Source organism: Salinirubellus salinus, from assembly GCF_025231485.1.
GTDB lineage: Archaea > Halobacteriota > Halobacteria > Halobacteriales > Haloarculaceae > Salinirubellus > Salinirubellus salinus.
In genome coordinates this window covers 1,852,524-1,875,853 of record NZ_CP104003.1, presented here as the reverse complement: position 1 = coordinate 1,875,853, position 23,330 = coordinate 1,852,524, and the positions used below count along the sequence as shown (strand labels likewise).

The 23,330-nt window shown below is 59.0% G+C and carries 20 protein-coding genes; 3 read left to right on the top strand and 17 right to left on the bottom strand.

Translation table 11 applies throughout. The annotated features are described in order from the left end of the window. Nucleotides 1-164: 164 nt before the first annotated feature. The 12 genes from N0B31_RS10230 to N0B31_RS10175 all read right to left on the bottom strand — a co-directional run bounded on the left by N0B31_RS10230 (nt 165) and on the right by N0B31_RS10175 (nt 15,688). On the bottom strand, nt 165-2,345 hold the full coding sequence (locus N0B31_RS10230; protein ID WP_260643766.1) for a hypothetical protein: 2,181 nt from the start codon (nt 2,343-2,345) through the stop codon (nt 165-167). A gap of 556 nt (nt 2,346-2,901) precedes the next feature. Further along, nucleotides 2,902-3,186 carry a hypothetical protein gene (locus N0B31_RS10225; protein ID WP_260643765.1) on the bottom strand — a complete coding sequence of 95 codons (285 nt, stop codon included), beginning with the start codon at nt 3,184-3,186 and terminating at the stop codon, nt 2,902-2,904. A gap of 204 nt (nt 3,187-3,390) precedes the next feature. Next, nucleotides 3,391-4,317 carry a hypothetical protein gene (locus tag N0B31_RS10220; RefSeq protein ID WP_260643764.1) on the bottom strand — a complete coding sequence of 309 codons (927 nt, stop codon included), beginning with the start codon at nt 4,315-4,317 and terminating at the stop codon, nt 3,391-3,393. 7 nt (nt 4,318-4,324) lie between these two features. Further along, on the bottom strand, nt 4,325-4,615 hold the full coding sequence (locus N0B31_RS10215) for a hypothetical protein (protein WP_260643763.1): 291 nt from the start codon (nt 4,613-4,615) through the stop codon (nt 4,325-4,327). Beyond that, nucleotides 4,615-5,232 carry a hypothetical protein gene (locus tag N0B31_RS10210; protein WP_260643762.1) on the bottom strand — a complete coding sequence of 206 codons (618 nt, stop codon included), beginning with the start codon at nt 5,230-5,232 and terminating at the stop codon, nt 4,615-4,617. The genes N0B31_RS10215 and N0B31_RS10210 overlap by 1 nt, the downstream gene beginning before the upstream one ends. 336 nt (nt 5,233-5,568) lie before the next feature. Further along, on the bottom strand, nt 5,569-5,754 hold the full coding sequence (locus N0B31_RS10205) for a hypothetical protein (protein WP_260643761.1): 186 nt from the start codon (nt 5,752-5,754) through the stop codon (nt 5,569-5,571). Nucleotides 5,755-5,880: 126 nt separating this feature from the next. After that, nucleotides 5,881-6,891, bottom strand: coding sequence for a hypothetical protein (locus tag N0B31_RS10200; protein ID WP_260643760.1), 1,011 nt, complete (start codon nt 6,889-6,891; stop codon nt 5,881-5,883). A 223-nt stretch (nt 6,892-7,114) separates the two neighbouring features. Next, entirely contained in the window at nt 7,115-7,855 is a 741-nt protein-coding gene (locus tag N0B31_RS10195; protein ID WP_260643759.1) for a twin-arginine translocation signal domain-containing protein, read from the bottom strand. Between the two features lie 2 nt (nt 7,856-7,857). Next, a complete protein-coding gene (locus N0B31_RS10190; protein WP_260643758.1) occupies nt 7,858-9,444 on the bottom strand; it encodes a S8 family peptidase in 1,587 nt (528 codons plus the stop codon). A gap of 97 nt (nt 9,445-9,541) precedes the next feature. Further along, nucleotides 9,542-13,219 carry a carboxypeptidase-like regulatory domain-containing protein gene (locus tag N0B31_RS10185; RefSeq protein ID WP_260643757.1) on the bottom strand — a complete coding sequence of 1,226 codons (3,678 nt, stop codon included), beginning with the start codon at nt 13,217-13,219 and terminating at the stop codon, nt 9,542-9,544. Nucleotides 13,220-14,345: 1,126 nt separating this feature from the next. After that, a complete protein-coding gene (locus tag N0B31_RS10180) occupies nt 14,346-15,035 on the bottom strand; it encodes a hypothetical protein (protein WP_260643756.1) in 690 nt (229 codons plus the stop codon). A gap of 494 nt (nt 15,036-15,529) precedes the next feature. Next, nucleotides 15,530-15,688, bottom strand: coding sequence for a hypothetical protein (locus N0B31_RS10175; RefSeq protein WP_260643755.1), 159 nt, complete (start codon nt 15,686-15,688; stop codon nt 15,530-15,532). Nucleotides 15,689-15,799: 111 nt separating this feature from the next. Here N0B31_RS10175 and N0B31_RS10170 point away from each other — a divergent pair, with 111 nt between their 5' ends. Continuing rightward, nucleotides 15,800-16,117, top strand: coding sequence for a hypothetical protein (locus N0B31_RS10170; RefSeq protein ID WP_260643754.1), 318 nt, complete (start codon nt 15,800-15,802; stop codon nt 16,115-16,117). Here N0B31_RS10170 and N0B31_RS10165 read toward each other — a convergent pair. Together N0B31_RS10165 and N0B31_RS10160 are read right to left on the bottom strand one after the other, a co-directional pair. Continuing rightward, nucleotides 16,114-17,139, bottom strand: a complete 1,026-nt coding sequence (locus N0B31_RS10165) for a tyrosine-type recombinase/integrase (protein ID WP_260643753.1) — start codon at nt 17,137-17,139, stop codon at nt 16,114-16,116. The genes N0B31_RS10170 and N0B31_RS10165 overlap by 4 nt on opposite strands. After that, nucleotides 17,139-17,807 carry a hypothetical protein gene (locus N0B31_RS10160; RefSeq protein WP_260643752.1) on the bottom strand — a complete coding sequence of 223 codons (669 nt, stop codon included), beginning with the start codon at nt 17,805-17,807 and terminating at the stop codon, nt 17,139-17,141. Before N0B31_RS10160 ends, N0B31_RS10165 begins: the two co-directional genes overlap by 1 nt. 220 nt (nt 17,808-18,027) lie before the next feature. Between N0B31_RS10160 and N0B31_RS10155 the strand changes: the two genes are divergently transcribed. Next, a complete protein-coding gene (locus N0B31_RS10155; RefSeq protein ID WP_260643751.1) occupies nt 18,028-18,657 on the top strand; it encodes a DUF7860 family protein in 630 nt (209 codons plus the stop codon). A 48-nt stretch (nt 18,658-18,705) separates the two neighbouring features. On the opposite strand, the gene N0B31_RS10150 is transcribed toward N0B31_RS10155, so the two are convergent. Together N0B31_RS10150 and N0B31_RS10145 are read right to left on the bottom strand one after the other, a co-directional pair. After that, the gene (locus N0B31_RS10150) at nt 18,706-21,357 is read right to left on the bottom strand and encodes a RecQ family ATP-dependent DNA helicase (RefSeq protein WP_260643750.1); all 2,652 of its coding nucleotides are present in this window, start codon (nt 21,355-21,357) and stop codon (nt 18,706-18,708) included. Between the two features lie 90 nt (nt 21,358-21,447). Next, a complete protein-coding gene (locus tag N0B31_RS10145) occupies nt 21,448-21,807 on the bottom strand; it encodes a CHY zinc finger protein (protein ID WP_260643749.1) in 360 nt (119 codons plus the stop codon). Between the two features lie 73 nt (nt 21,808-21,880). Here N0B31_RS10145 and N0B31_RS10140 point away from each other — a divergent pair, with 73 nt between their 5' ends. After that, on the top strand, nt 21,881-22,321 hold the full coding sequence (locus N0B31_RS10140; protein WP_260643748.1) for a rhodanese-like domain-containing protein: 441 nt from the start codon (nt 21,881-21,883) through the stop codon (nt 22,319-22,321). Here N0B31_RS10140 and N0B31_RS10135 read toward each other — a convergent pair. Beyond that, complete coding sequence (locus N0B31_RS10135; RefSeq protein WP_260643747.1) at nt 22,306-23,307, bottom strand: beta-ribofuranosylaminobenzene 5'-phosphate synthase family protein; 1,002 nt, start codon at nt 23,305-23,307, stop codon at nt 22,306-22,308. The two genes, N0B31_RS10140 and N0B31_RS10135, sit on opposite strands and share 16 nt — an antisense overlap. Between the last annotated feature and the right edge of the window lie 23 nt (nt 23,308-23,330).

Below are 23,330 nucleotides of genomic sequence, written 5' to 3'. Positions count from 1 at the left end.
AGCGAAACACGAGTTCTGAGAATCTTGTGTAATCACCCTGCAGAAGCTCTTGGTTACACAAGAACGGCAGCACCGTAGCTAAGCGACAGAATAATCGGGTGAAGTGTAGGGGTCAACACCGAAAAACACCGGTGCAGAACGAATAAAACGCGGTGAGAAGGAGTCTACTGCTGATTCAGGTAATCCAGACCTTTCTGATTCAAGCGGATGCCACCATAGGCATACGGACGCTGTGAGTCATAGTCGTCTTGTGAACGATTCAGGTCTGACTGCCGGGCACGGACACCAGAACCAGTTTCAACGTCGACGAGTTCAGCCACCCATTGGCCGAACGAGTCAGATGACTCGTGCAGATCGTACCCGTGCTCTTCAGCGAACGCGCTATACGCTTTACGCATGTCTTCTTTCGGGGCTCGCTCGTTGTCGTCCATTGACGTACAATCACGTAAGAACGCGACAATGCCTTCGTGCTGATTCTGTTCGTCGATGTCAGGAGCGTCAACACGGAGCCGTGGGGGAACGTCAACCGGCCAATCAGACGGTATCTCGTCCAAGTATTCGTCGGTGTACGCGTCACGGCAGAGCCATCCAGTATTGTATTGCGCTTTTCGATCCACGTGATGACACGCCGGGGGCACCATCTGCACGGGTTGCACGAACCGGTACGACTTCCCTTCGCCCTGAATCCGTTGATTGTCGGCAATAACAGTTGCCTCGCCGGTCTCTTGTTGCGTGACTGTCCGAATGTATTTGTGCTTGACTCGCCCCAACTTATCCGAGAACGGGTCTTCAGCGGCTGTGTAGTCCAGCCGATACATCACAACGACGTTCAAGTGTTCACGAACACGTTTAGCGACTTGTTTCCAATGCTGCGTGTCGCTCACGAGTTCCATTTGTTCGTGACCGGATTCGGACGCTACCTTACGCATTTTATCTGAGATTCGGTCTTGGAGTCCTTGTTCAACAGGGTCACTTGACCGATTAGTCCGGGATGGTGCGATATGGGATAGTTCTCTCATTACGATGGTAGCAGGGGCGTACGCGCCGTCCTGCTTCTGCTCACGCTCCGAGTAAATCGTGCTCAACAGGTATAGGAAGACTCGGTACTTTGACCGGTCATCCTTCATCAAACTCGTGCTGAAGCACGTGATGGTGTCTGTGTCACGGAAAATGTTCTCCCAATCGAGCAAGTAATCGGAGTCAGCGTCCCGTAGCCACCCGTTCGACTGCATCGTCTTGAGCCGGGTGATGAGAACCTGTTTAACGGTGTCGTCAGCGTCTCCCTCAGCAATCCGTTCCACCAGATCGGCGAGCGTCCAGTCACCTTCGATCAATTCGAGTTGATTGTTCCATTCAGCCGACTGGTTCTGTGTCAGGTTGCCTGCGAACGCGCTCAGAAGTGTGTCGGGAAGGCTACTGACATCGACAGCGAACGGCTTGATACGGCACGTTCCGTCCTCGTAGTATAGTACCTTCTTCTCTTTCAGATTCGACGAGATAGGCACGTATATTTCGAGTTCCCGGTCATCTTCGTCGTCTTGTTCGTCGAGCCCCGGCTGGAGGCCGAGTTTCCGACGGACTTCCCGGAGTGTCTGCTGTTGTTGTGCGATGTCGTACACACCGTTCTCAAGCTTCTTCCGGTCATGAATGTCGAGGACTTTGTGACCGGCCTCGTAGCGGTCTTCAACGGCTCTCGCGACAAACGTAGACTTACCTGAACTCGTGTCGCCGACGGCAAGCACGAACGGCATGTCCTTCTCACCCCGGAACATCGACACCGGGTCAGGCATGTCCATTGTCCAACTCGTGTGTTGAAGACCCATCTGGACGCTGAGACCCATTACCCGACTGCTACGGTCCAGAGTTCGCGGAATAATCCCCTGCCCGATAGCAGCCGAGTGGGCCGACTGAGCGGTTTCTTTTACAACTGTCTGCGCTCTACGACTCGGTGACTCGTATCCGTGTGCCGAGTTCACAGCGTTCTCCAGCGCGTTCTCACGAATTGTGTCCCCACGTTCTGGTGCTGCTCTAATGTATTGGTTTGGTGCTCTGAGGAACGCTTTCACCGAATCGTAATACCAGTCCAATTCTGATCCTCGAATCACGTCGTCAGCGCCTTCAATCGTCACGTCATCGATGTCTAATGCGGGCAGTAACCGGTCACGCAAAATAACACCAGCAGACCGATACCGTCCAAGCGTCAGGTATTCGTACACGGTTTTCACACCGCGCTTCACTACTATGCGTCGCTTTTGCTCTTGCTCGGATTCGGTGTTCGAAGCAACGTTGTCACTAACCGCTCGTGTCTCGTCACCGATAACGTGGTCAGGTGTTTCTTCAGTCATTCTGCACCACCGTTAACTGCTGTATACTTGTCCGAACCTCCTGTCTGTGTTCGATGTGACTTGATGCGGGCGATTGTTTCGCGGAGTCGTCGTTCCATGTCAGCGAGATCGTCCTGCCATTCCTCACGTGCTTCGCGCAATACGACTGCTTCTGGATGGGTTTCCTCATAGGATTCGATCAGGTCTTCAGCGTCGCTCTTCCCGAAATTCGATGAGGATGATGGGCGCAACTGTGGGGGTAGGCGGCCACGACTGAGCGGGCACAGGCTGTCGTGACACCTGCACAGGGGTTGGTCACGTTTTCCCCGTCGCTTCAGGCTGTGCTCACGTGCAATAACGGCTGACACGTGACGTGTGTATGATCGTTCCGAGCGTCGTCGCGCTAACTCGGCCACGACAACGTTCAGCGTTTCATTCGCGTCCGATTCAAGACCGTCTGGAACGTCTGCACGAGCCAAAATATCGTAGGCTCGTTGCAGTTGCTCCTCGATTGATTTTGTATTCATTGAGGCTTCTGCGGGGAATCGAACCCCACCGAAGACACCAGTCAGAAGTGTTAGAAGCGCCGTGAAGCCGCACTCCACGGCGAATAATAGTCGAATAAGAAGTACGTCACAAGAAAGAACACGAGAATCAATCCGAGAACCATGAGCGCCATGTTCCCCGTCGAGATAAACACGATAGCAGACAACGAACCGAGAACCAGATACGCGAGACCCCGGGCGGTTCGGAGCACATCATATAACGATTTCATGGAGTCGTTGAACATCACGGACAAAGCGATGATGCCAATCGTGGCCACCAACGCGATCCCCAGCGATGCGCCAAGTCCAAGCGCCATTACAGACCACCGCCGCCGTTGCGGCTATCCCCCCTGAGTCGCTTCTTGATTCGTACGATGATACCGTACGAGATGGCCAATATAATCAGGACACCGAACAAGAAAATGAACTGTGAAAGTGCTGCTGCGAGGTATGCGAATGCAAAAAACACCGCACCCCCGAGAACCAATACCAACAGGATTGTCGTGGGATTAACATCAATTTCAAGCATGAACTATCACCATCGAACCGGGTGTATTTGGTGTCAAGTCATCGATGAAGTCCTGCAGACCGCTCAGAATATCATCGATAGCCGAAGAGATGGATGAACCAGCCCCGGGCGTGCCCTCTATCCATCTGACTTGAGGTGCTTCCGACGTACGGCTCACAACGTAGGTTGTGTCGGGGTCCCCGTCCTTAGTCATCGTGTAGACGGGATGCGATTCCTGACTGGACTCAGGAACAGGCCGCCACCGGGTTTCACCATCCGAATACACGCGATACTGAACTGTTGCGTTCTCCTGCGTAATCGGGATGGCGACGCTCGTGCGGTCATCAAGCGTTGAGCCTTTAATCAGGTTCCAGTCAGGGCTACCAGAGATGCCCGGGATGGTTGGACTCCAACCAGTCGAGTTCTCAACCCGTTCCTTCAAGTCACCGCTGTATCCGAATACGAACGAGTCAGCGTTCGACACCGGGAATGCGTGACATCCAGCCCCGTTGAACGTCATTGTGACCCGTGTCCCGTTCCGGCCTTCTGTCGGCTCGTATTCAGCCGTCACATCTCCTGTACGCGATTCTACGGCTTCTTCAGTTACCGGGTTGAAGTACGAATCGTCAACTATGAACGTGTATTCACGGGGAATGTCCTCATTGTAGCACACTGTCAGCCATTCATTCCCGAGTTCTGACGCTGTGCTTGGTTCGTACCAGTCCAGCGTCTCGGCGTCGTCCATGTACCCGATACTCATGTCGTAACGGGTCAGATTCTGCTTCACGGAGCCGTCTTCCTCATACTGCGTGATTGCGTCGTCTGCGCCGAGTGGGTCACTACCCAAGTCGATGCGTTCCGGGGCGGCGGTGGCTGGAGCCACGGCTGCTAACCCAGAGATGAGAAGCATGAGAACCACGAGTGTCGGTGTGAAACGCATCAATTAATCACCTGAGTTCGCCGCCGAGACCCCAGAACCATCGGCCTAATCCCCACAAGAATGTGAGGCCCATCACTCCCGCGATGGCTAATGTCGCGCCGAACGTCACGAACGACGACGCAATCGCAAGGGACGCAATCACAACGGACCCACGCATCTGCTCCAACGGCGTCACAGACCCGTAATTAATGCTGTTTTCCGCTTCATCAACGATGAGGTCAGCCGTGTCCGTGATGGCGTCCACGGTCCAATCCTTGACGGTTCCAAAGGAGTCACCAAGGTAGTCGAGAACACCCATCAGTTCTCACCGCACGTTGGCTTGTCGTGCTCCATCAGACTCGTAGACGCTGATCCCTTGTACTCGGCTCCGAGACCGACAGCCGCAGACCGGGGGATAGCGTCACCGCTACCAATGTAGGACTGGCGGAGTGACTGGAGTTCGTCAGCAACGTTCTCGCTGGCTGGCTCCTCAAGGTACACCCATTCGTCAGCGGTTCGATTCGTCGAGTCAACGACGCTCAGATTGGTGTACGATCCGTCAACAACGTCAGCGGTAACGTACTGCACCTGCTTGTTACCATCCTGACAATGCGTGACCTCAATGGTGTCACGAGTCGTTGAGGCGTCAATATTCGTGTTCAAACGCTGCTGGTACAGGTCTGAGTTCTGGTTTATTTCTGACTTCAATGCTGAAGCCGAGTCTGTCACTGTTGTGTCGTCGTCCCCGAATCGGTCCATGGCTGAGCGGACGAGACGGTCTTTAACACCGTCTACACCGGCGACTGTCTGCGCCACCACACCGTCGCCTTCGGTAAGATCATCGAAGACTGAGGTGGTGTGGTCCGCTGACACGACACCGACACCGCTTGTAGCGATGAGGACCGCGAAGAGGACTGCTGTGAGTTTACTATTCATTGTTCTAATTGAGTTGTGTTGTAGTCGAGCCAGAGAATACGGTCACAGGCGGGGCATCGGATGCAGAGAGAGTCGAGGTGGTTGCTGAACTCACCTGTCTCACCCTCACATTCAATGCGTCCACACCGGACCTGCTCGGGCTCAGGGTACGGCGAAATCATTGTAATATTGGTTTGCCGCTGAGGCTCCTGTTGGGAGTCGAACCCAACACGCGCACGTGATGACGTGCTAATCCACGAGGAGCAAGAATGAGGCCGCCCAGAGGACGGCACAGGTTGTTTGTGTGCCTATACGATTACGGAGTCACATACTGACTGGAATGCTTCTGAGCCGGTCTCAGAAGTCGGGGAGGAACGGGAAGTCACGATCCCCGAACAGCATCCACGCGGTCATGTCGATCCCCCACATCCACAGCCCCATGGACTGTGACTCGCCCAGACTGGCGTCAGAGTCCGTTACAAGGCCTTTGAGAACGTCACCGAGCATGAACACGATCCCGGCGATAAAACCGAGCGCGGTCACTGCTGCGAGCGGGACGAATCCCGTTGCGACGTTTCCGATGAAGAATGTGAGACGATATAGTGCGTTACTGCGATTGCTTCCGAGTGTATCACTTAACATAGTTTAATAATTTTGAAGTGTGTGGTTTTACGCTACGTTGCGACGGCGAACGAGAACGAACGCGCCACCGATGAGGCTGAATCCGCCGACGAAGCCGGGGATCATGCTACTCGTGTAATCGCTGAAGAATCCGGTGTAACCGTAGTCAGCGGACTCGTACAGGTCAACAACGTCACCAGCGTCGAGAACACCGAAGCCCTCGCTGCTGATCGTGATGTCAACGGTGTCGCCAGACGTGTAGTTCGCACCGCTAGCGGGGACGAACACGTAATCGTCGCCGTCAGCGACGACGTGAGCGCCATCCTCGTCAGCGGGAGCGGCCCCGTAGTAAAGCGGGACGTGCTCCCCGCCAACACTAGCAGACTGCTCAATGACCGGGTTCTCGCTGTCGAGGCCCTCAAGCGCAAGCGCGTCCGTGAGTTCGGCGTCAGACGTGTCGATAACAACCTCGCTGGTGTTACCGTCAACAGCAACGCCGTTGATGTCCACTTCTGCGTCCTGCTCCCCAAAGGAGAGACCGAGGACTTCCGTCGGTTCGTCACCGAGATCGACGCCCGTGGAGTTAGCGTCCACAGAGCGGCTGCTGAAGTCGTCAGCCGTCACGTCGAACGTCACGCTGGATTCAGTCTGATTTGCGTCGTCCAGCGTCGTGTCGTCGATGGCCACCAGCGTCAGATTGGCTGCTGTGCCGTCGTCAAGGTTGACGTTCTGGCGCAGGTCAGAGTCGCTGATACTCGCTGAGTACGTCCCAGATGCGCTGTCAACTACTGTGAGGTTGTCAGCGACGATCAGGACGTTCCCGTTAGCGTCCCGAATCTCAAACTGACCGTCAGCGGTCAGCGAGTCTGCTTGAAGCGTGTAGGAGCCGCTTGATGTGCTGTTAATCGATACTGCTGTCCCCTGAACGATGTCAGAGGTACTTGTTGTCGTTGTGGTCTCGTTGTCAATCGCGGCCATGCCCACGCCCGAGAATACGGACATGACAAGCATGAGCGCCGCGAGAACGCTGAGACCAGTCTTCTTGTTGAAATTCAACATTGTTTCAAGTTGACACAGTTTTGTTTTGACAGTCACGTGTGTCGCTCGTGACTGACCCATCCCGGGATGGTACTGGGATTTAGACTCACACTCGGAATCGAACCGAGTAGGAACTACCAAGATGAGTGGAAGAGGCCTGACGGCCTCTTAGGGGGTGCTTCTCAAACACCGACACAAGTTGCCTCGCCCACAAAACAGGGGTCATCGGCACACCAAGTCGTGTTTAGAGATCGGTTGTGTCAGCGCCTTTACGCCCCAACAAGAGGTTTACTTGAGCGAACGTTTCTGCAAAACTGAAGTCGAACGAACTCCTCCGCCACCATGACTCACGAGACCGCATACCCCACGGATTCGTGACTGTGCCCGGTGCGAGATGTTCCGCCCACCCATTCACCAGCCAACTGCCGAACACGTCATGCAATGGCTGTAAGTCGATTTGCCGCCCTGAATCACTCGCACCCACGTAATGATGCCACGGCTTGACCACGTACATCATAGGATGATTCCCCGATGTTTGGGGTGTCGGTGTACGGGCCGCCAGCCAATGGTAGCCGCTATACACGACTTCTTCGATCTGACCGGTGTCTGTGTCGCGGAACACATAGATCGGTTCCCGGTCTTGGACGTGTGAATCAGCGGACGATAACCCGGTTTGTAGCGCGTAATACGTCCAGTAAACCAATGCTTGCGTGTCTCTATCCGTTGAATCAACTACCCACGCATACATTCCGACGGGTTGTTCGTTGAGATGCGAGACGCGAAGGTACGGCTGATACTCGCTGAGGAGTGCTTCGTCGTACGAGATGGTGACACCGGACGGTTTGGCGTTCCAGTATTCGTCGTCAGCGTCCCCGTCAGGGTCAGCGGTGTGGTCAGCGGAAACGACACCAGTCCCTGCATACAGGGCTGTTGCCGCTCCCACACCCCGCAAAAAGTCTCGTCGGGTACTGGCATCGTCCTTCATTTTTAGATTCCGAATTGAAGTTCAAGCCGTCGGATTTGCGAGCCGAATCGCCCGCCCATGCTACGGTTTGCTTCGTCACGAGCCAACGCTTCAGGCGTCAGCACGTCTTCTTGGGCGTCACTCGACTCGGTGTTACTGATGAGGTCTGCCGCATCGATTACACCAGCCCCACACTCCGTGACACCGACGTTCTGGACACGTGTCGCAGTCGCGGCTGTACGGGACACCAGTTCCTCAGTCGATAGTGCTGAATCGCTCAGAGCGAGCGCATGAACACCAGACACGAGCGGTGTCGCCATCGACGTACCGCTGTATGTCTTCGTCGAACCATCGATCTGCGCCTCAATCTCCATACCGGGAGCGGCGATGTCAACGGTTTCACCCGCTGATTCTGCTCCCGAGAGGTCTGCCACGGACGGGTCAGGACCAACCGATGAGAAGTAAGCCGACTTGACTTCATCAGCATTCGTCGAGACGCTCGTGGCTCCGACAGCCATCACGGAGTCAAGAGGCACGTCGGCGGGAGTGTTAACGAACCGGCCAACACCTTGCTGTCGTGCGTTCCCGCTTGCTACGTTAACCACCGTGACACCGTTCTGTTCGGCGTACTCGATGGCGTCAGTCATGCCCGGACTGTAAACCCGTGACCCGAGACTCATGTTTATTACATCAGCACCGTTATCCGCGGAGTACCGGATTGCTTCCGCAATATCGGTGGTTGAGCCGCCATCCGAGTCCAGCGCCTTGCAAATAATCAGGTTCGCCGCCGGTGCAACACCGGTGTACGTCGTGTCTGTGGGGTTTCCAAGAATTGCTGACGCAACCCACGTCCCGTGGTCACTACCGCTCGCAACTGCTGACCATGCTGGCGACGTTGCCGATGGGTCAACTTCGGTGTCAGAAATAAAGTTCCGTGCAGCCGTGACTCGTGAGCCGAACAGGTTGCTCGTGTACGACACACCGTCATCAATCACGGCCACCGTGACACCAGAACCGTCAGCAGTCACGTTGTCAGCCCCGACAGCCGCCACCGCATCAGTCATCGTCTTCTGCTGCACGTCGTCACGGTACGCCACCCCGGTCTGGTCAAACGCCCCGGAATACAGTAGAGACCGGGGAGTAGAAGCCTCTGACTTGGCTTTCAACGTACTGATAGGGTCTGTCAACGACATCCGAACGTCGAACCAGATACCCTCAACGTACGACTTAGCCTCAAGTGGATCGTCACCAATTACACGGTCAACACCCGCGTGTGTGACGTGATTGATTGGGGCGCTCAGCGTCACGATACGGTACGATGACAGATGCTTCACTTCTCGCCGGTCATCAGAACCGTTAATCCAGTCGCTGATCGTGCTGTATTCGCCTTCCGCGTACTTTACACCGATACCGGGGTTACCGCTGTACCGGATTACTTCGTCCGGGACATCGTACCCGACATACCCGTCGACACCGATGAGTTCTGTCGCGCCGTCAGCGGCTACAACACCGGTCCCGGCTGTTGCCGCGACACCGAGGGCTGCACCCCCTTTGAGTACGTCTCGGCGTGAGACGGTCTTCTCGTTGTTCTGTTTTTGCTTGTCAGTCATGCTTGTAGTTTGAGCAGATTATTTCTGCTTCTAAGGCCGCTCGGTGGAATCGAACCACCGTAAGAATCACCAGATAACGGTAAGGTTAGTTAGTAGTCTATGCGAGTCGTCGCCCGAAGAACAACCCGAACGGAATCAGAAGCGCGACGCCTCCGATGCTAAGCCCGGGAATGTCAACCGGCAACCCCTGAATGAACGAGTCCACACGGTACTGTGTGCGCTCAACGAACCCGGGGTCATTGTTCACGTCCAGCGATATTGTGCCGTCAGCGTCCGTGTACGTCGTGATGACAGTACCATTCTCTGACGTTTCAATCGTACCATACCCAACACCTTCCGTGGTGATGGGCTGGCCGTTGGAACGATACACAGTCGCGTCCTCAGACAACTGTGACATGTGGATTTCAGTCACCACACGCTTGTTAATCGACTGCTGACTGGCCCCTTCAACGATTTCGACGTTGACTTGGCCGTTCGAGTCAGTCGCTTGTGACGGGTACAGGTGGACTCGGTTCGGCACATCGCCCCGTGCGAATTGTGCGTACACCGTTGTCTGACCTGCTTCCCGTTCCACGTTTGCGCCGTCCATGTTGCTCACCAGAGCATATTGCCCGGAGTTACCTTCCTTCAGCCGCACGGAAGGAGAGTTCTCGAACGAGGAATCACGGCTATCGAACCGGAACACTTCGCGGAACTGGTCACCGTTCGAGTTGCTGTAAACAATCTCGACGCGGTGTGTGCCAGTCTGCTCAACAGGAATCGTGTACTCGTTCCCGTCAGCCGTCGTGCTGACAGTAGACCCGTCAGGAGCAATCACGTTCACGCTGTCAACAGACCCGAACACCGCACTATCGTCAGGACTCATCCCGACGACAACGTTGGAACCAGTCTGAGGATGCAGATTACTGATGCTGATGGAATCGACACCGGGCCTGCTACCAGCAAACGCCGGATTATTGATTCCTTCAGTCTCCTTCACCAGTCCATCGTCGGTGTCAGCAATGACCTCAAACCGCACATTGGCGGGGTCTTGCTTAATCTCGTAATCCGTGACTCGAATGGTGTCACCAAGTTCACCCGATGAGAGTTGCGTGTCCTCCACGCTGACGTACTCCTCACCGACAATCTCTGTCGTACCATCCGAGTAGTGTGCAAGGACTGTAACATCATCTTTACTCACATCAGTCAGCGCCGGGAGAGTCACCGAGTAGTCGGCCAGCCCGTCGCTGACCTGACCAGCAGAGTCTTCCGCGTCAACCTGCGATTGGAGTGACTGGATCGAACGCTGAAGCGCCGTGATCTCCTCACGGAGTTCTGCGTCAGACCCGTTCGTCTCATCGCCAAGGTCAACATCGATTTGACGTGGGTCTTGGTTGCGAATTTCTGCGAGCGCGTCACGGTACTCTTGCCGCAGTTCCTCATTACTTTCAACCGACTTCTTCAGTTCTCCACGGATTTCCTGCAACTCGGTGCTGTTGTACGCCCCGATCTCGTCTTGGATGACACCGGGCAACTCGCTGTCAGTCCAATTGTTCAAGAAGCCCTGCCAGTCCTCGTAATTACCTTGGAAGTCGCTGAGGTTCTGATACGGCGACGGAGCCGAGATGACCCTGACATCGACGTTGCTGGCTGGCGGCTGAGTCGTCGTGACACCAGCCGGGAGCGCAACACTACCCTTGTAATCCTGCTGACGCATCAGTTCTTCCGCCTCCTGAATCGAGCGGTTATCAACGCTTGTCGCGCTCACATTCTCGTAGTTTCCGTTCAGCAATCCACCGTACTTGTAGGCTTGAACCGACACGAACGTGAAGTCTTGACCCACGTCAGCCGTGAACTGACCATTGGCGTCAGTCTGAACGGTGACCGTGGACAGCGTACCACCAGACACCTTAGAGCGCACGTCTTGTGCGCGTTGACTGACCTGACCAGACTGCGTCTGAAGGTCGGTCAATACAGCGGACACGATTTGTCCACGCTCACCAATACGAACGGTGTACGTGATGGACTTGTCCTCGCTGGACACGTCCATCTGGTAGTAACCCGGGGTCACCGTAGCAACCGCGTAAGGCAGTTTGCTTGGGTCACCGAACCCACCGTCGTCACCGTGTTCCTTGACTTCATACGTCTGACTACTTGCTGCTTCACCGGACGGAGTGAGTTTCGTTAGCGTGATGTTCGCGTCATCGATTACTTTACCCGGCACTTGCTGGTTGTGCTCATTCTCGAATATGCCGTCACCCGCTGTCGGGTCAACGGCCAAAAGCGCAACCTTCGTCTCCCCGTCCTCAGATTTCAGGTCAGGATCGCTAAGGTCCGGTGTCGATGTGACCCAGATTCCTTCACCGACTTCTTCAGGAGAATACATCAATGGGACGGCAGCCCCATCAGAAGCACCAGTCGAGAGGACGCCACCATCACCCGTCAACGCACGAGACGCATCCCAACTCGACGGGACCGGGTTCGTAATCGAATCAATCTCCGACTGCTGGTTCGACACCGCAGAACTGACACCAGTCACCTGCACCGTCGCATTAGCGACAGGAGCACCAGACTGATCCCTGACCGTCCCGCTGACAGACTCGGTGAATGTGTACCCATCGGCGGTTATTGAGTCATAATACATTGGTCCCGCGGCGTCACGTCCATAATTGACTTGTGTGATTTGACTCGCTGATGTTTCGAATCCAACACTTGACGCGGACGCTACAACAGCACCGGTTTTATCCTCGACGACAATATCGTACGTTTCAGCCGTGTAATCGATGTTCACGAACTTGATTCGATGCCATGCACCGATTTCAGCCTGCGCGTCACTCATGTTGATGTACTGAGCCGAGTTAGGATCGGGGTACGCCCACTTTCCAGTATCCGGATGTATGATGACCCGCCCAATCATCCCGCTACCCCCTTCTATCGTGAGGCCTGAGTAATAGCCGTTCACGGGTTGTGTGCTTGCGCGAAAAGACCCCGAAAACTGTGAGTATGACGCGCTCACGGAGTCGTCGAACACAGTCCCGGTCCCACCACTTGTTTCGAGTGCGTAGTCTCCTTGATAAACTTTGTTTTGCTGCACATCAGTCGCACTACTACTTTCAAGGAAGTGCCCATTCCCCTCCTCGAAATCATCCACTATGGTAGGGGCAGCTGCAACCTTTTCAACGGGACTATAATCACCACCGAAGTTAACCATTCCGACGAACCCAGATGTGACCATCATGACTGCGAACACCGCGCTCACAGTCTGTTGCGACGGACGTGGAATCATACGCACGTACGGGCGTGGGTCTGGACGAATCAGGATCAACCCGAGAACACCGAGACCAAATGCCCATACAGCGGCTACTGACGGGTTGACTGTCCCGTAAATACTGACTGGGACGAGATCGGCACCGGTGTAGTAACCGATGTTCGACATCGCGGCATAAGCCGAAATTCCACCCATGACGCCGCCAACGACTCCTGCTCCAAGAACGGCGTAGTCACTACGCTGAGTGGCTACACGGATGAGCGCGTACGCGAGCAGCGTGGCTCCGATACCGATTGTAAGTTGTTCTAGTGTCCATACTCCAATCCCTGTCTGTAATCCGTACTCAGCGACACGGGAAACGACGATGGAGGACTGCTCCTCCATGACTTGCCCAGTAGGGGTTTCAGCACCCCAGAACAGGTATGTCGTGGCCGTGTCCATCAGCTTTCCGGTGAAGACGAAAAGCATGATGAGCACGAGTTGGAGCCGGGGATTCGACTCCAGTTTCGATGTGATTTTGTCAATCATGATTATGTGTGTGTGTCACCTGAACCGCAGACCCGGTGACAGGGGCCACATGTGACCCACTAAGATGTGGGATACCCGCCCCGGGAATCGAACCCGAGAACACAACCAGAAACGGGTAGAATGAGCACCCCAAACCCGGGATGCTCAAAACAAACCAATGAAACCGAATGAGTAGAGGCGACAAAGTAGACAAGCGTCGCCCAGAACCCCCGCAAACACGCAGATTCTGTATTACCCTCTCTGTCGAACAGACAGAACCGAATGCCATCAGACTATACAACCAACGGGGCCTTGTGGCCCCAAGCTCGTCCCGAGAGTCGAACTCGGGCTACTCCGAACGAGCGAACGACAACGACGCCACCTTCTCCAACCAATCAAAATCCTCGACTTGTGTCGTGAACCAATCCACGTCCACTCCCGCATCCAAAGCGTGAAGCAGACAATCCCGATCCCGACGAGACCACGAATCAGAAGACTTCCGCTCACGCAATTCGTCGAACGCGGTCTCCCGATTGTGAGGAATATACAGCAACTCAAGAAGTCGAAGAAGCGCGTTCAACACATCCGTGAGACCCTTTTCTGAACCACTCCCGGAGAGTGGTAGCGGGTCTTCTCCCGGCCCCCACCCACGGTGAACGGTGGCCGGGCTTTGACTTCCAACACCACACTCACTGTGGAACAAATCCGAATACAAGTGCCCGGTTTCGTCTTCGACGTGACCGCGCTCAGTCTGCCCGTACCGTTGTATCCTGAAGCAGTTGATACATATCTCACGCCTACGCTCAAACCATTGTAACACCGTGTTAGCGTCTTCAGACGGACACTCACACGACTCGCAAGTCGTACAGGATTGACACCGAGAATCCCAATCACATAGATGGCATTCTTCGCAGTCTTCGCAGTCATGAGTCAGTTCACCATCGGTTTGAGCGGCTGCTGTTGAGTGCATAGTTGCAGATGTGACTCGTCAGAGGGGGCAGTCGCGGAGTCAACGAGTCAACTCGTCCGCGACGGTTAGGGAGGCTTCTATGGACTACTTGTCCTTACCAAAATATCAGGTATCAGCCGGTTTAAATGACTCTCCCTTATGCGGAATTAGAAAAATCCGAAAGAACCCCAAACCGCTCTACAACTCGTCAGCGGGCTTCGCAAGCGTCAGAAGCGCCGGATCAGCAACCAGATTAGTCACGTACCCAGCAAACGACGTGCGTCCCTCGTACTGCTCAGCGTCAAAGTCAGGGTGGTCCTCGATGTCCTCCCCGCGCTCCAACTTGTACCCCTGCTCCACGAGGTCTTCCGGCTCGATGTGGCCAATGATTCGGCCCGACTGCTTACCCGTCTTTTCGACGAGAATATACAGGTCAACTTCTTGAGCGTTAAACTTGGAGGCCTTAACCTTGAGATACGGGACACTACCCTTCTCGAAGCCCCAGTCCACGGTTTTCACATCTACGGCTATGTCACGGTCTTCGCGCTCAAACACTATATCCACGCCATCGTCACCGGTCCAAGTGAGAGTCTTGTCGATTCCATCGATGTTGCCGTTGTAATACTTCGCTACCAACGCTTCCCCGAGTAGTCCGGTTTGATGAATCCCACGCGAACGGTTACCCATCTCCTGCGAGCCGTACACCGTACCACCCCCTCGTTGGTTGTAGCCGGTATCGTTTCGCCCGTAAGCAAGTTTCTCGATTGCGTCGAGTTCACCTTCAGTCAGTTCGACTTCTGGACAGTAAACGTCAAGCGGCACCCGGGAATCCAGCACCTCAGAAAGTGGCCGAACTGACGGTTCGCCACCAGACTCCGTAGACGACATTAATCATCACCCGCCACCTCCGTGGCTCCTTTGTGCATCCGACTGCCTTCATAAGTGTCTGCGCGAGCGTTCTCCGAATTTGCGCCTGAGTGCGGGCCGGGCATCCCGGCGTAAGAGTCGATCTCCTCTTGCGTCCTGCAAGCGTAGCACCCGTGTAATTCACCAGCGTAACGTCCCGTGTCAGGCGTCAGAATCCGTGCTGAGTCGTGCATGGCCTCACGCCCACAATGACGACAAACTGTTTCCACGTCGGTGTCACCGGTTTCTGAGTAGTCGGTGAACGCGACTGGTTGTTCATTCTGCTGTTCGTCTGTGTCACCTCCTGAATCTGGCTGATTCCAGTCGGATAGTGATGCTTGGTTTTTACTAGACATTGTTATTGTCGTTGTCATAACTTAACACCGTACCCATTTAAACCTTGTTCGAGCACGCAAGGCTAACATCACGCGAATAACCGACTCAACCCCCGGTAGTCACACCGGATAAAATCCTCTTCACACGGCCCCCGCCCGGCCCTCCAACTCTTCCTCCAACACTTCCACCTGCTCCTCCAAGTCCCTTACCGTCCGCAAGTCCCCACGCATCCTCGCAATGTTCTCCCATATACGTTCCACCTGTTGCTCCAACCTTGTCACCCGCTCCTGCACACTCATCTCCTCATCACCCGGCCCAACCTCAAACTCAAACCCGTCACAATACTCCCCCACCGTTCAGCCACCCACGAAATCCACAGTTTTACCGTACAATCACACCACGATTAACGCATGACCAACCCGTACCTCACACGCTCAGAATACCAAAACGAGATTGTCGGTGACGTTGCCCCGTGGCCCGAATACACGGACGCCGTGCAGGAATCCATTCGACGAATCAAAGAAGAAGACGCCCTAGTGCGCGAAAACTACGACGGACTCGGAACCCGACTCATGCTGACAGATACGGACAAACCCGACGACATCACAACCTCTCTCATGGACAACGCAACCATGGGGATCGTGTCAAAAGTCGTCAACGAAGAAGATGAGACGATTACGGAAGAAGAAGTCGTGAACCGACTAGAAGAACTCCTCAACTCCGACTAATCCACGCGCTGCATCGCCTTCCGAACCGCACTCTCATCCTCGTGAATATACCGTCTTGTCGTCGTCAGCTTTCGGTGCCCAAGTGCGTCTGCGAGCACCGGGATTGGCGTGCCCAAAATATTAGCGTGATACGTGGCCATTGAGTGACGCATAACGTGCCCCCGGACCTTCCAGCGATTTTTTCCATTCACATCCCGGTCAACAACTTCGTTTATCCCCGCGTTCTGAGCCGCGTTCTTGACTATCCGACTGATATGTGACGGACGCATCCGCTCCGACTGGTCCGTCACGAGCAGGTACTGCGAATCTTCAGCGTACGGACTCAAGGCGTCACGCCCACCGAAATCCAGCCAATCCGCGAGCAATAGTTCGAGCCGTTCACGAGGATACCACACGTCACGAGTACCGGACACCTTGGCGTTGGCCACCCGAATACGGCCTTCGTCACGAAATAGACCGAGACTGTGCTCATCGTCCGGCTCAATGCGGACAGACGCCAGTTCTTCAGTTCTGAGACCTGTGTACCACAGTAGCTTCACGGCGATCTCGTTACGCAGGCGCGGTCCGGGTAAGTTGTCGCGTTCCCAGAGAAGCTCCACTTCTGACTTCGACAACCAGTAATACGAGTCGTCGTCCTCAGCCGCTTGCTCCCGTTCTTCTCTTTCCGTAGGGACACCGATCCCAAGGGCTTCCCGTGACCACCGTTCCGCAGGGTTCTCACCGAGTTGCTCAGTATTCACGAGCCACTCGTAGAGGTGTTGAACACCGTGGTATTTACCTCCCTGCGTGTTTATCGCGTACTTCTCTGAAACGTGGGCAAAGTACCGCCTGACTTGTCGCGCTGACGCTTCCAGTATCCCCGTATCCTCGTTCTCATGCAACCAAGTCGCAAAAGTTCGCGCTCCAGAAGCCCACACACGGGCAGACGTGTCGATATTGGTTGCCTTTTTATCCCGCTCAAACTCCCACAGAATACCGGCGTCCGGCTCCGGATACCGGTCCTCATACTTTTCGCGGTCCATCAGTCCTGCACCCGGTAATACTGCGTCATAGGGTACGGTGATTCCATAGACGCTTCACCCGGCGTCAGTTCCGCTTCACGCTCGTATTCCGTTGTTTCAGGGTCCTCAACGTACTCCTCCGAGTAATCCGGTTCCCGGGTGTAGGATTCGAACTGCCCCATTTCCGCGACAAGTTTGTCCAGCCCCCTCGTTACCAAGTGCCCCGGGTAATCATACGTCTCCTTCGCCCACTCCAAAACGAACGCCTCACCCCCACTCCGTTTTATGCGGTCTCCAACCGGACGGCCATCATCCACGTCACGCGGGCGCTCAAGTTCATCCGACGAGTTCACCGTGGGCAAAATCCCCATAATATCCGTCGCAATGTTCAGGATTGCGTCGCTATCGTCAACCCTCACGTCGATGTCGTCAAGGCGGTCACCCATGTCCCCCATCGTTTCCTCTATTCCATCAAGTCGGTCCAGCACCGGCCCCAAGTCGACTTCAGCCGCCACCGTCTCACCTTCAGCACGAGGCCCGGTTCGTTGCGGCTCACCAATCTCGTTTTCAATTGCTTGAACGACGAGATGCGTCATGTTGTGCCACTCGTTCGATTCAGCTAGAACTGACTCCCATTTCGTCTTCCTTTCCGGGGTCACCCGAACACTAATTCTTTCGCTCCGACTCATACACATAGACTCCTAGCAACCCACATAAAACTGGGTGACAATGGGTGGCAAAACCGCAAACACGCGGCAGGTCTTCGGCGACTGAGACCGACATCGAGGACGTCCTCTTCTCGCCTTCTCCACGGTAGCCAGTGACGACACTCCCGCTCGTCGGGCGGGCGTGCGACCGGGACGAGCGCCAGCGACACCGTTTACACGATATGACACGTATTGGCACACTATGGCGGCGGAGCTCACCCGCACCCTCCGCGAGGTTCGGGACCGCTTGCTCGCCGAACCCGTCAGCCCACGCGTCGCGGACGCGCGGGACATCAACCTCCACTACTGCCAGTACGTGGCCCGGACGGTGGCCGAGCGAGTGGGCGACGACGTGGCGGTCGAGATACTGGAGGACGGTGGCGGTGGCTACGGCCACACCTGGCTCCGGTGCGACCGGCGGCACTACGACGCCGAGTGTGTGGAGGGGGTCACGGACCACCGTGACCTGCCGTTCTTCCGGCGGCACCCGGAGGCGGCCGTCGGCGTGGAGTCGGGGGCGACGACGCTCTCGTCACTCCGGCACCGCGGGGAGCGCCCGCTCTACCCGGTCGGGGTCGGGAGTCAGGGGAGCACGCCGGGCGGCATCGACCGGCGTGCCTACCGGCGACTGGTGCTCGTGAGCGTCCTGTTCGGTGTGGCGCTGTTCCTGATCGGTGCGACCAGCGAGTGGGCACTCCGGCACGGCATCCTCGGGCTCCCGCCCTCGTTCGGTGTCCTCTTCCACGACGCGTGGCTGCTCGGCGAGGTGGTCGTCCTCGTCTCCCCGTTCGTGTTCTTCCTGTTGTTACCCACCTCGCGTGCGAGTCCGTGAGGTCGGCTCCGCCGGGTGCCACGGAGCAGGCCTCGTCGCGGCGACGCCTCAGCGTCGGGCCAGCGCGAGCGGGTACACGGCTCCGCTCCCGGCCTCTCGCAGCAGTCCGCCGACCTCGGTGAGCGTCCACCGCGAGCCGACGGTGTCGTCGACGAGGAGCACCGGCCCATCGGGGACGCGGCCGTCCACGGCGAACGCGCCTCGGACGTTCGCACACTGCTCGGTGCTGCCCGAGACGTCGCGCTGTGACGCCTTCTCGCCGACCTGCGCCACGCAGTCGACGAACGGGCGGTCGAGTCGGGCCGCCAGTCGGCGGGCGACCCCCTCGACCAGTCCCGGTGTCGAGGCGGAGGGGACCGCGGCGACCCACTCGGGCGCGGGGTCGGGGTTCCAGTCCCCCCGGACGAGGTCGGCGGCCGCCGCGACGAGGTCGTCGTCGAACCGGCCGGCCTCGACACCGGCCTGCACCCGGTCGCCCCACGCGGGGTCGTCCCACGCGGAGAGCGCCCGGCCCGGTTCGAGTCGCCGGTCGTCGTCGATGGCGGTCCGGCGTCCGGCCTCGGTGTAGGTCATCTTCCGGGGGCTGAGGACGCTCCGGCCCTCGGCACGGAAGTGGTCGACGGCGGCCTCCACGAGCGACTCGTCCTCGACGGTCCGGGGGACGACGTCGTCGGCACGGCAGTTCGCACACCGGCCACAGTCGGCCTCGAGTTCGCCGTCGAGTTCCGCGGCGATGAACCGCATCAGGCACGCGTCGGTCCCGACGAACTGGTCGATGCGGTCGAGTTCCGCCCAGCGCTGCTCGGTGATGGCCTCGTAGCGCTCGCCGTCGTAGTGCCACGGCTCCTCGGTGCGGACGAACCCGTTCTCACGTCGCGAGATGGCACCCTCGACGTCGAGGATGTCCAGACACGTGCGGGCGGTCCCGGTCCGCACGTCCTCGACGTGCTGGTAGACGTTCCACTGGTGGACGGTGTCCGGGTTCGCCTCGACGGCCTCGAGGACGGCCTCGAAGGCCTCTCGGCTCGGGAACGCGCTCTCGATGAAGTACTCGGCGATGTCGTCGTCGCCCTCGCCGGCGAGGAGGACGGCGGTCGCCCGGTCGAGGTTCCGCCCCGCCCGACCGATCTCCTGGTAGTAGCGGATGAGGTTCGGCGGGCGCTGGAAGTGGATCACGAAGCCGAGATCGGGCTTGTTGAACCCCATCCCGAGGGCGCTGGTGGCCGCGAGCGCGTCGACCTCGTCCTCGAGCAACAGCCGTTCGAGTTCGCGGCGCTCCTCGCCGTCCAGACCGCCGTGGTAGGTGCGGACGTCGAGCCCCTGTCTCGTGAGCCACGAGGCGACCAGTTCGGCGTCGCGCACGGTCAGACAGTAGACGATGCCGGAGTGGCCGTCGCCGTCGATATTCTCCGCCAGCCACGCGAGGCGGCGCTCGCGGCTCCCGAGGTCCATCGCCTGCAACTGGAGCGACTCGCGCAGGAGCGAGCCGCGGAGCACTCTGAGTTCGGGGAGCTGGTCGGTGATGTCGTCGACGACGCGGTCGTTCGCGGTGGCCGTGGTGGCGGCGACCGGCACCTCGGGGTCGAGGCGGGCGATGATGTCGCGGATGCGGCGGTAGTCCGGCCGGAAGTCGTGGCCCCAGTCGGAGATGCAGTGGGCCTCGTCGACGACGAGCATCCCGAACGTCCCCTCCATCCTGCCGAGGACCTGACGCTGGAACTCACGGTTGGCGAGCCGTTCGGGGGAGACGAGCAGCAGGTCACAGGTACCCTCCACGACGGATCGGGTCACCGCCTCCCACTCGTCCTCGTTGTTGGAGTTGATGGTCTCGGCCCGGAGGTCGAACTCCGCGGCGGCGTCGGCGACCTGGTTGCGCATCAACGCCAGCAGCGGGCTGACGATGAGCGTCGGGCCGGCCTCCCGTGCCCGGAGCAGTCGCGTCGCGATGAAGTAGACCGAGCTCTTGCCCCACCCGGTCCGCTGGACGAGGAGGAGGCGGGCGCGGTCGTTGACCAGCGCGTCGATGGCTTCCCACTGGTCCGGCCGGAACTCGGCGTCCGAACCGACGCCCGCCCGGAGGAGCGCGAGGGCCTCGTCCCGGCCGGCCCGGTCCGTAGTGTCCGGCTCCTCTTCTTCTGCTCCCTCCGGTTCGGGCGCCGGTGGCGCTGGCTCCTCGCGGCCGAGGTGTGCGAGCGCACTCTCGCGGACCGCCCCCGCGGTCGCCCGGTCGACGTCGGTCGTCGCGGCCAGCTCCGCCACCGAGGCGTCGGCCACGTCCTCGACGCGCTCGAACCCGGCGCGGAAGAACGGGTAGAGCGCGTCGAGGGTGGTCTCACGCGTCTCGAGGTCGAAGATGGAACTGCCGACCTCGCCGAAGCGGGCGTGGAGGGCCTGCACCTTCGTGGCGAACGGACCGGGGTCGGCGGCGAACGCGGCGAAGGCGTCGAACACCTCGTCGCGGGTCGCCCGCGTCTCGGCCGCGACGGCCACGAACACCGTGTCGAGGTCGCCACGGCGTTCCTTCGCGGCCTGTCTGAGACCGGGGACCAGCCACGCCTCGACGCCGTCGGCGCGTTCGAGTGCCGACCCGTCCGCGTCGGCCACGTCGTACACCGTCTCGAACCCGGCGGCCCGCAGTCCGGCCGCCCGTGCGTCGTCGACGCCCGGGACGGCCGTCAGGTCCACCCCCTGTCTCGTCATCTGTCCGGAGGTGTGACCTCTCGGGTGATAAGGCATCGGTCGACGCGCTCGACGGTACCGACCCAGTTCGGGTGTCGCCACCGGTCCGACTCAGAACCCCTCGAAGTAGCGGTCGTAGTGGGTCGCACAGCCCGGATTGAACGCCGCGTCGCAGACCGGACAGGCTTGCTCCGCGTCGAGGTACGCCCGGACCGTGAGGGCCGTCCCGCAGACCCCGCAGAGGACGCCGGGGTCGTCGAACTCGGCCTCGGGGATGGGCGAGAGCGGGTGGTCAGCGAGCGCCTCGTGACAGGCCACACAGGGGTAGTAGACCCCACAGCACGGTGCGCGGATGGCGACGACGTCACGGTCGCTGGCCCAGTGGGCACACCGGGTCTCGGGGCCGACGGCGACACCGTTGACGGGGTGGCCGCCGACCGAGCGTGCCTCGACGCCGTCGTGGTCCGTCATCGTCTCCAGTACCGCGGCGCCGTACTTCACTCTCGCGGCGAAGCTTCTTGTGCCGGGGGGGACCAGAGGCGCCATGGCCGACTTCGAACTGGAACCGGACGTGCGGGCGTGGACGATGGCCGAGCGAGCCGAGGAACACGTCGAGGTCCTCACGGTCGAGGACCTCCGGGCCGAGCTGGACGAACGGGGCGACGACGAGGCGTTCGTCGTCCTCGACGTCCGCGACATCCGCGAGGTGTGGATCGAGGGGTCCATCCCGGACGTGCACCACGCGCCCCGCGGGATGCTGGAGTTCTGGGCCGACCCGGACACTGTCTACTACAAGGAGTACTTCCACCCCGAGCGCCGCTACGTGCTCTACTGCAACGAAGGGGGCCGCTCGGCGCTGGCGGCGAAACGACTGCAGGAGATGGGCTACGGAGACGTCGCGCACCTCGACGGGGGGTTCACGGCGTGGGAGGCGGCCGGCTACGAGACGGTCGACGTCGAACAGCGGGACTACAAGTCGCGCTGAGCGGTCCCCGATCCAGTCGCTTCGTCGACGTGTGCCCCCTCGTTCGTGGGCCGGGTGACGAGGACGCGGCCCGGGGCGTCGAGGTCGGCGAGGGCGTCCGCGGCGGCGCCGCGGGCCGCGTCGACCCGCTCGGCGTCGGTGAGCGCCCAGACCGCGGGCCCCCACGAGGACTGGCCGGCGCCGACGACGGCGGGCGAGTCCGCGAGCGTCTCGACGAGCCGGCCGGCCGGCGGGCGGTAGACCCCGCCCTGCACGTCGGCGTACCACGCGCCGTTGAGGCGGCCGAACGCCGCGAGCGCGTCGCCGAAGGCGTCGAGTCGGCCCTCCGCGGCCGCGGGGAGGAGGCGGCCGACGAGTAGCGACGCGAGTTCCCCGGCCACGGTCGGGTCGGCCCGCTCTATCACCGCGCGCATGCTCTCGTCCTCGGCCTCGCCGTGGCGGCCGGGGTCGGCTTCGGGGAGCGCGAGGACGACCCGCCACGTCTCGGGCAGGTCGTGCCGGGCGGAGACGGCGGGGACGCGCCACTCGCCCGTCGCGGGCGGGTCGGTGGTGAACCGCTCCGTCGGGTGGCCGGCGTCGAGGACGAAGCCGCCGGCTTCGAACGCTGCGACGCCGACGCCCGAGCGGCCGCCCCGTCCGAGCGCTGGGGCGTGCGCGCGCGGTCGGGGGGTGCGTCCGTGCGCCGCCGCGATGGCGGCGTAGGTGGCGAGCGCCGACTGGGTCCCGGAGCCGAGGCCGACGTGTCGCGGCAGTCGCTCCGCGACGGTCACGTCGGCACCGGCGACCCCGAGGCAGTCGCAGGCACGCTCGGCGTAGGTGGCGAAGGGGGCGTCGGCGTCGACCGACTCCGCGGGGGTCGCGGTGACGGTCACGCGTGGCTCCGCGAGGGCGAAGCCGACACCGCCGTAGAGGCGCTCGCGCGCCAGCGAGAGGTTCGAGAACCCCGCGTGGACCCGCGCGCCCGCGGACACCGTGACCCGTGGCATTCGTTAGTCGAACGGAGCGGCGC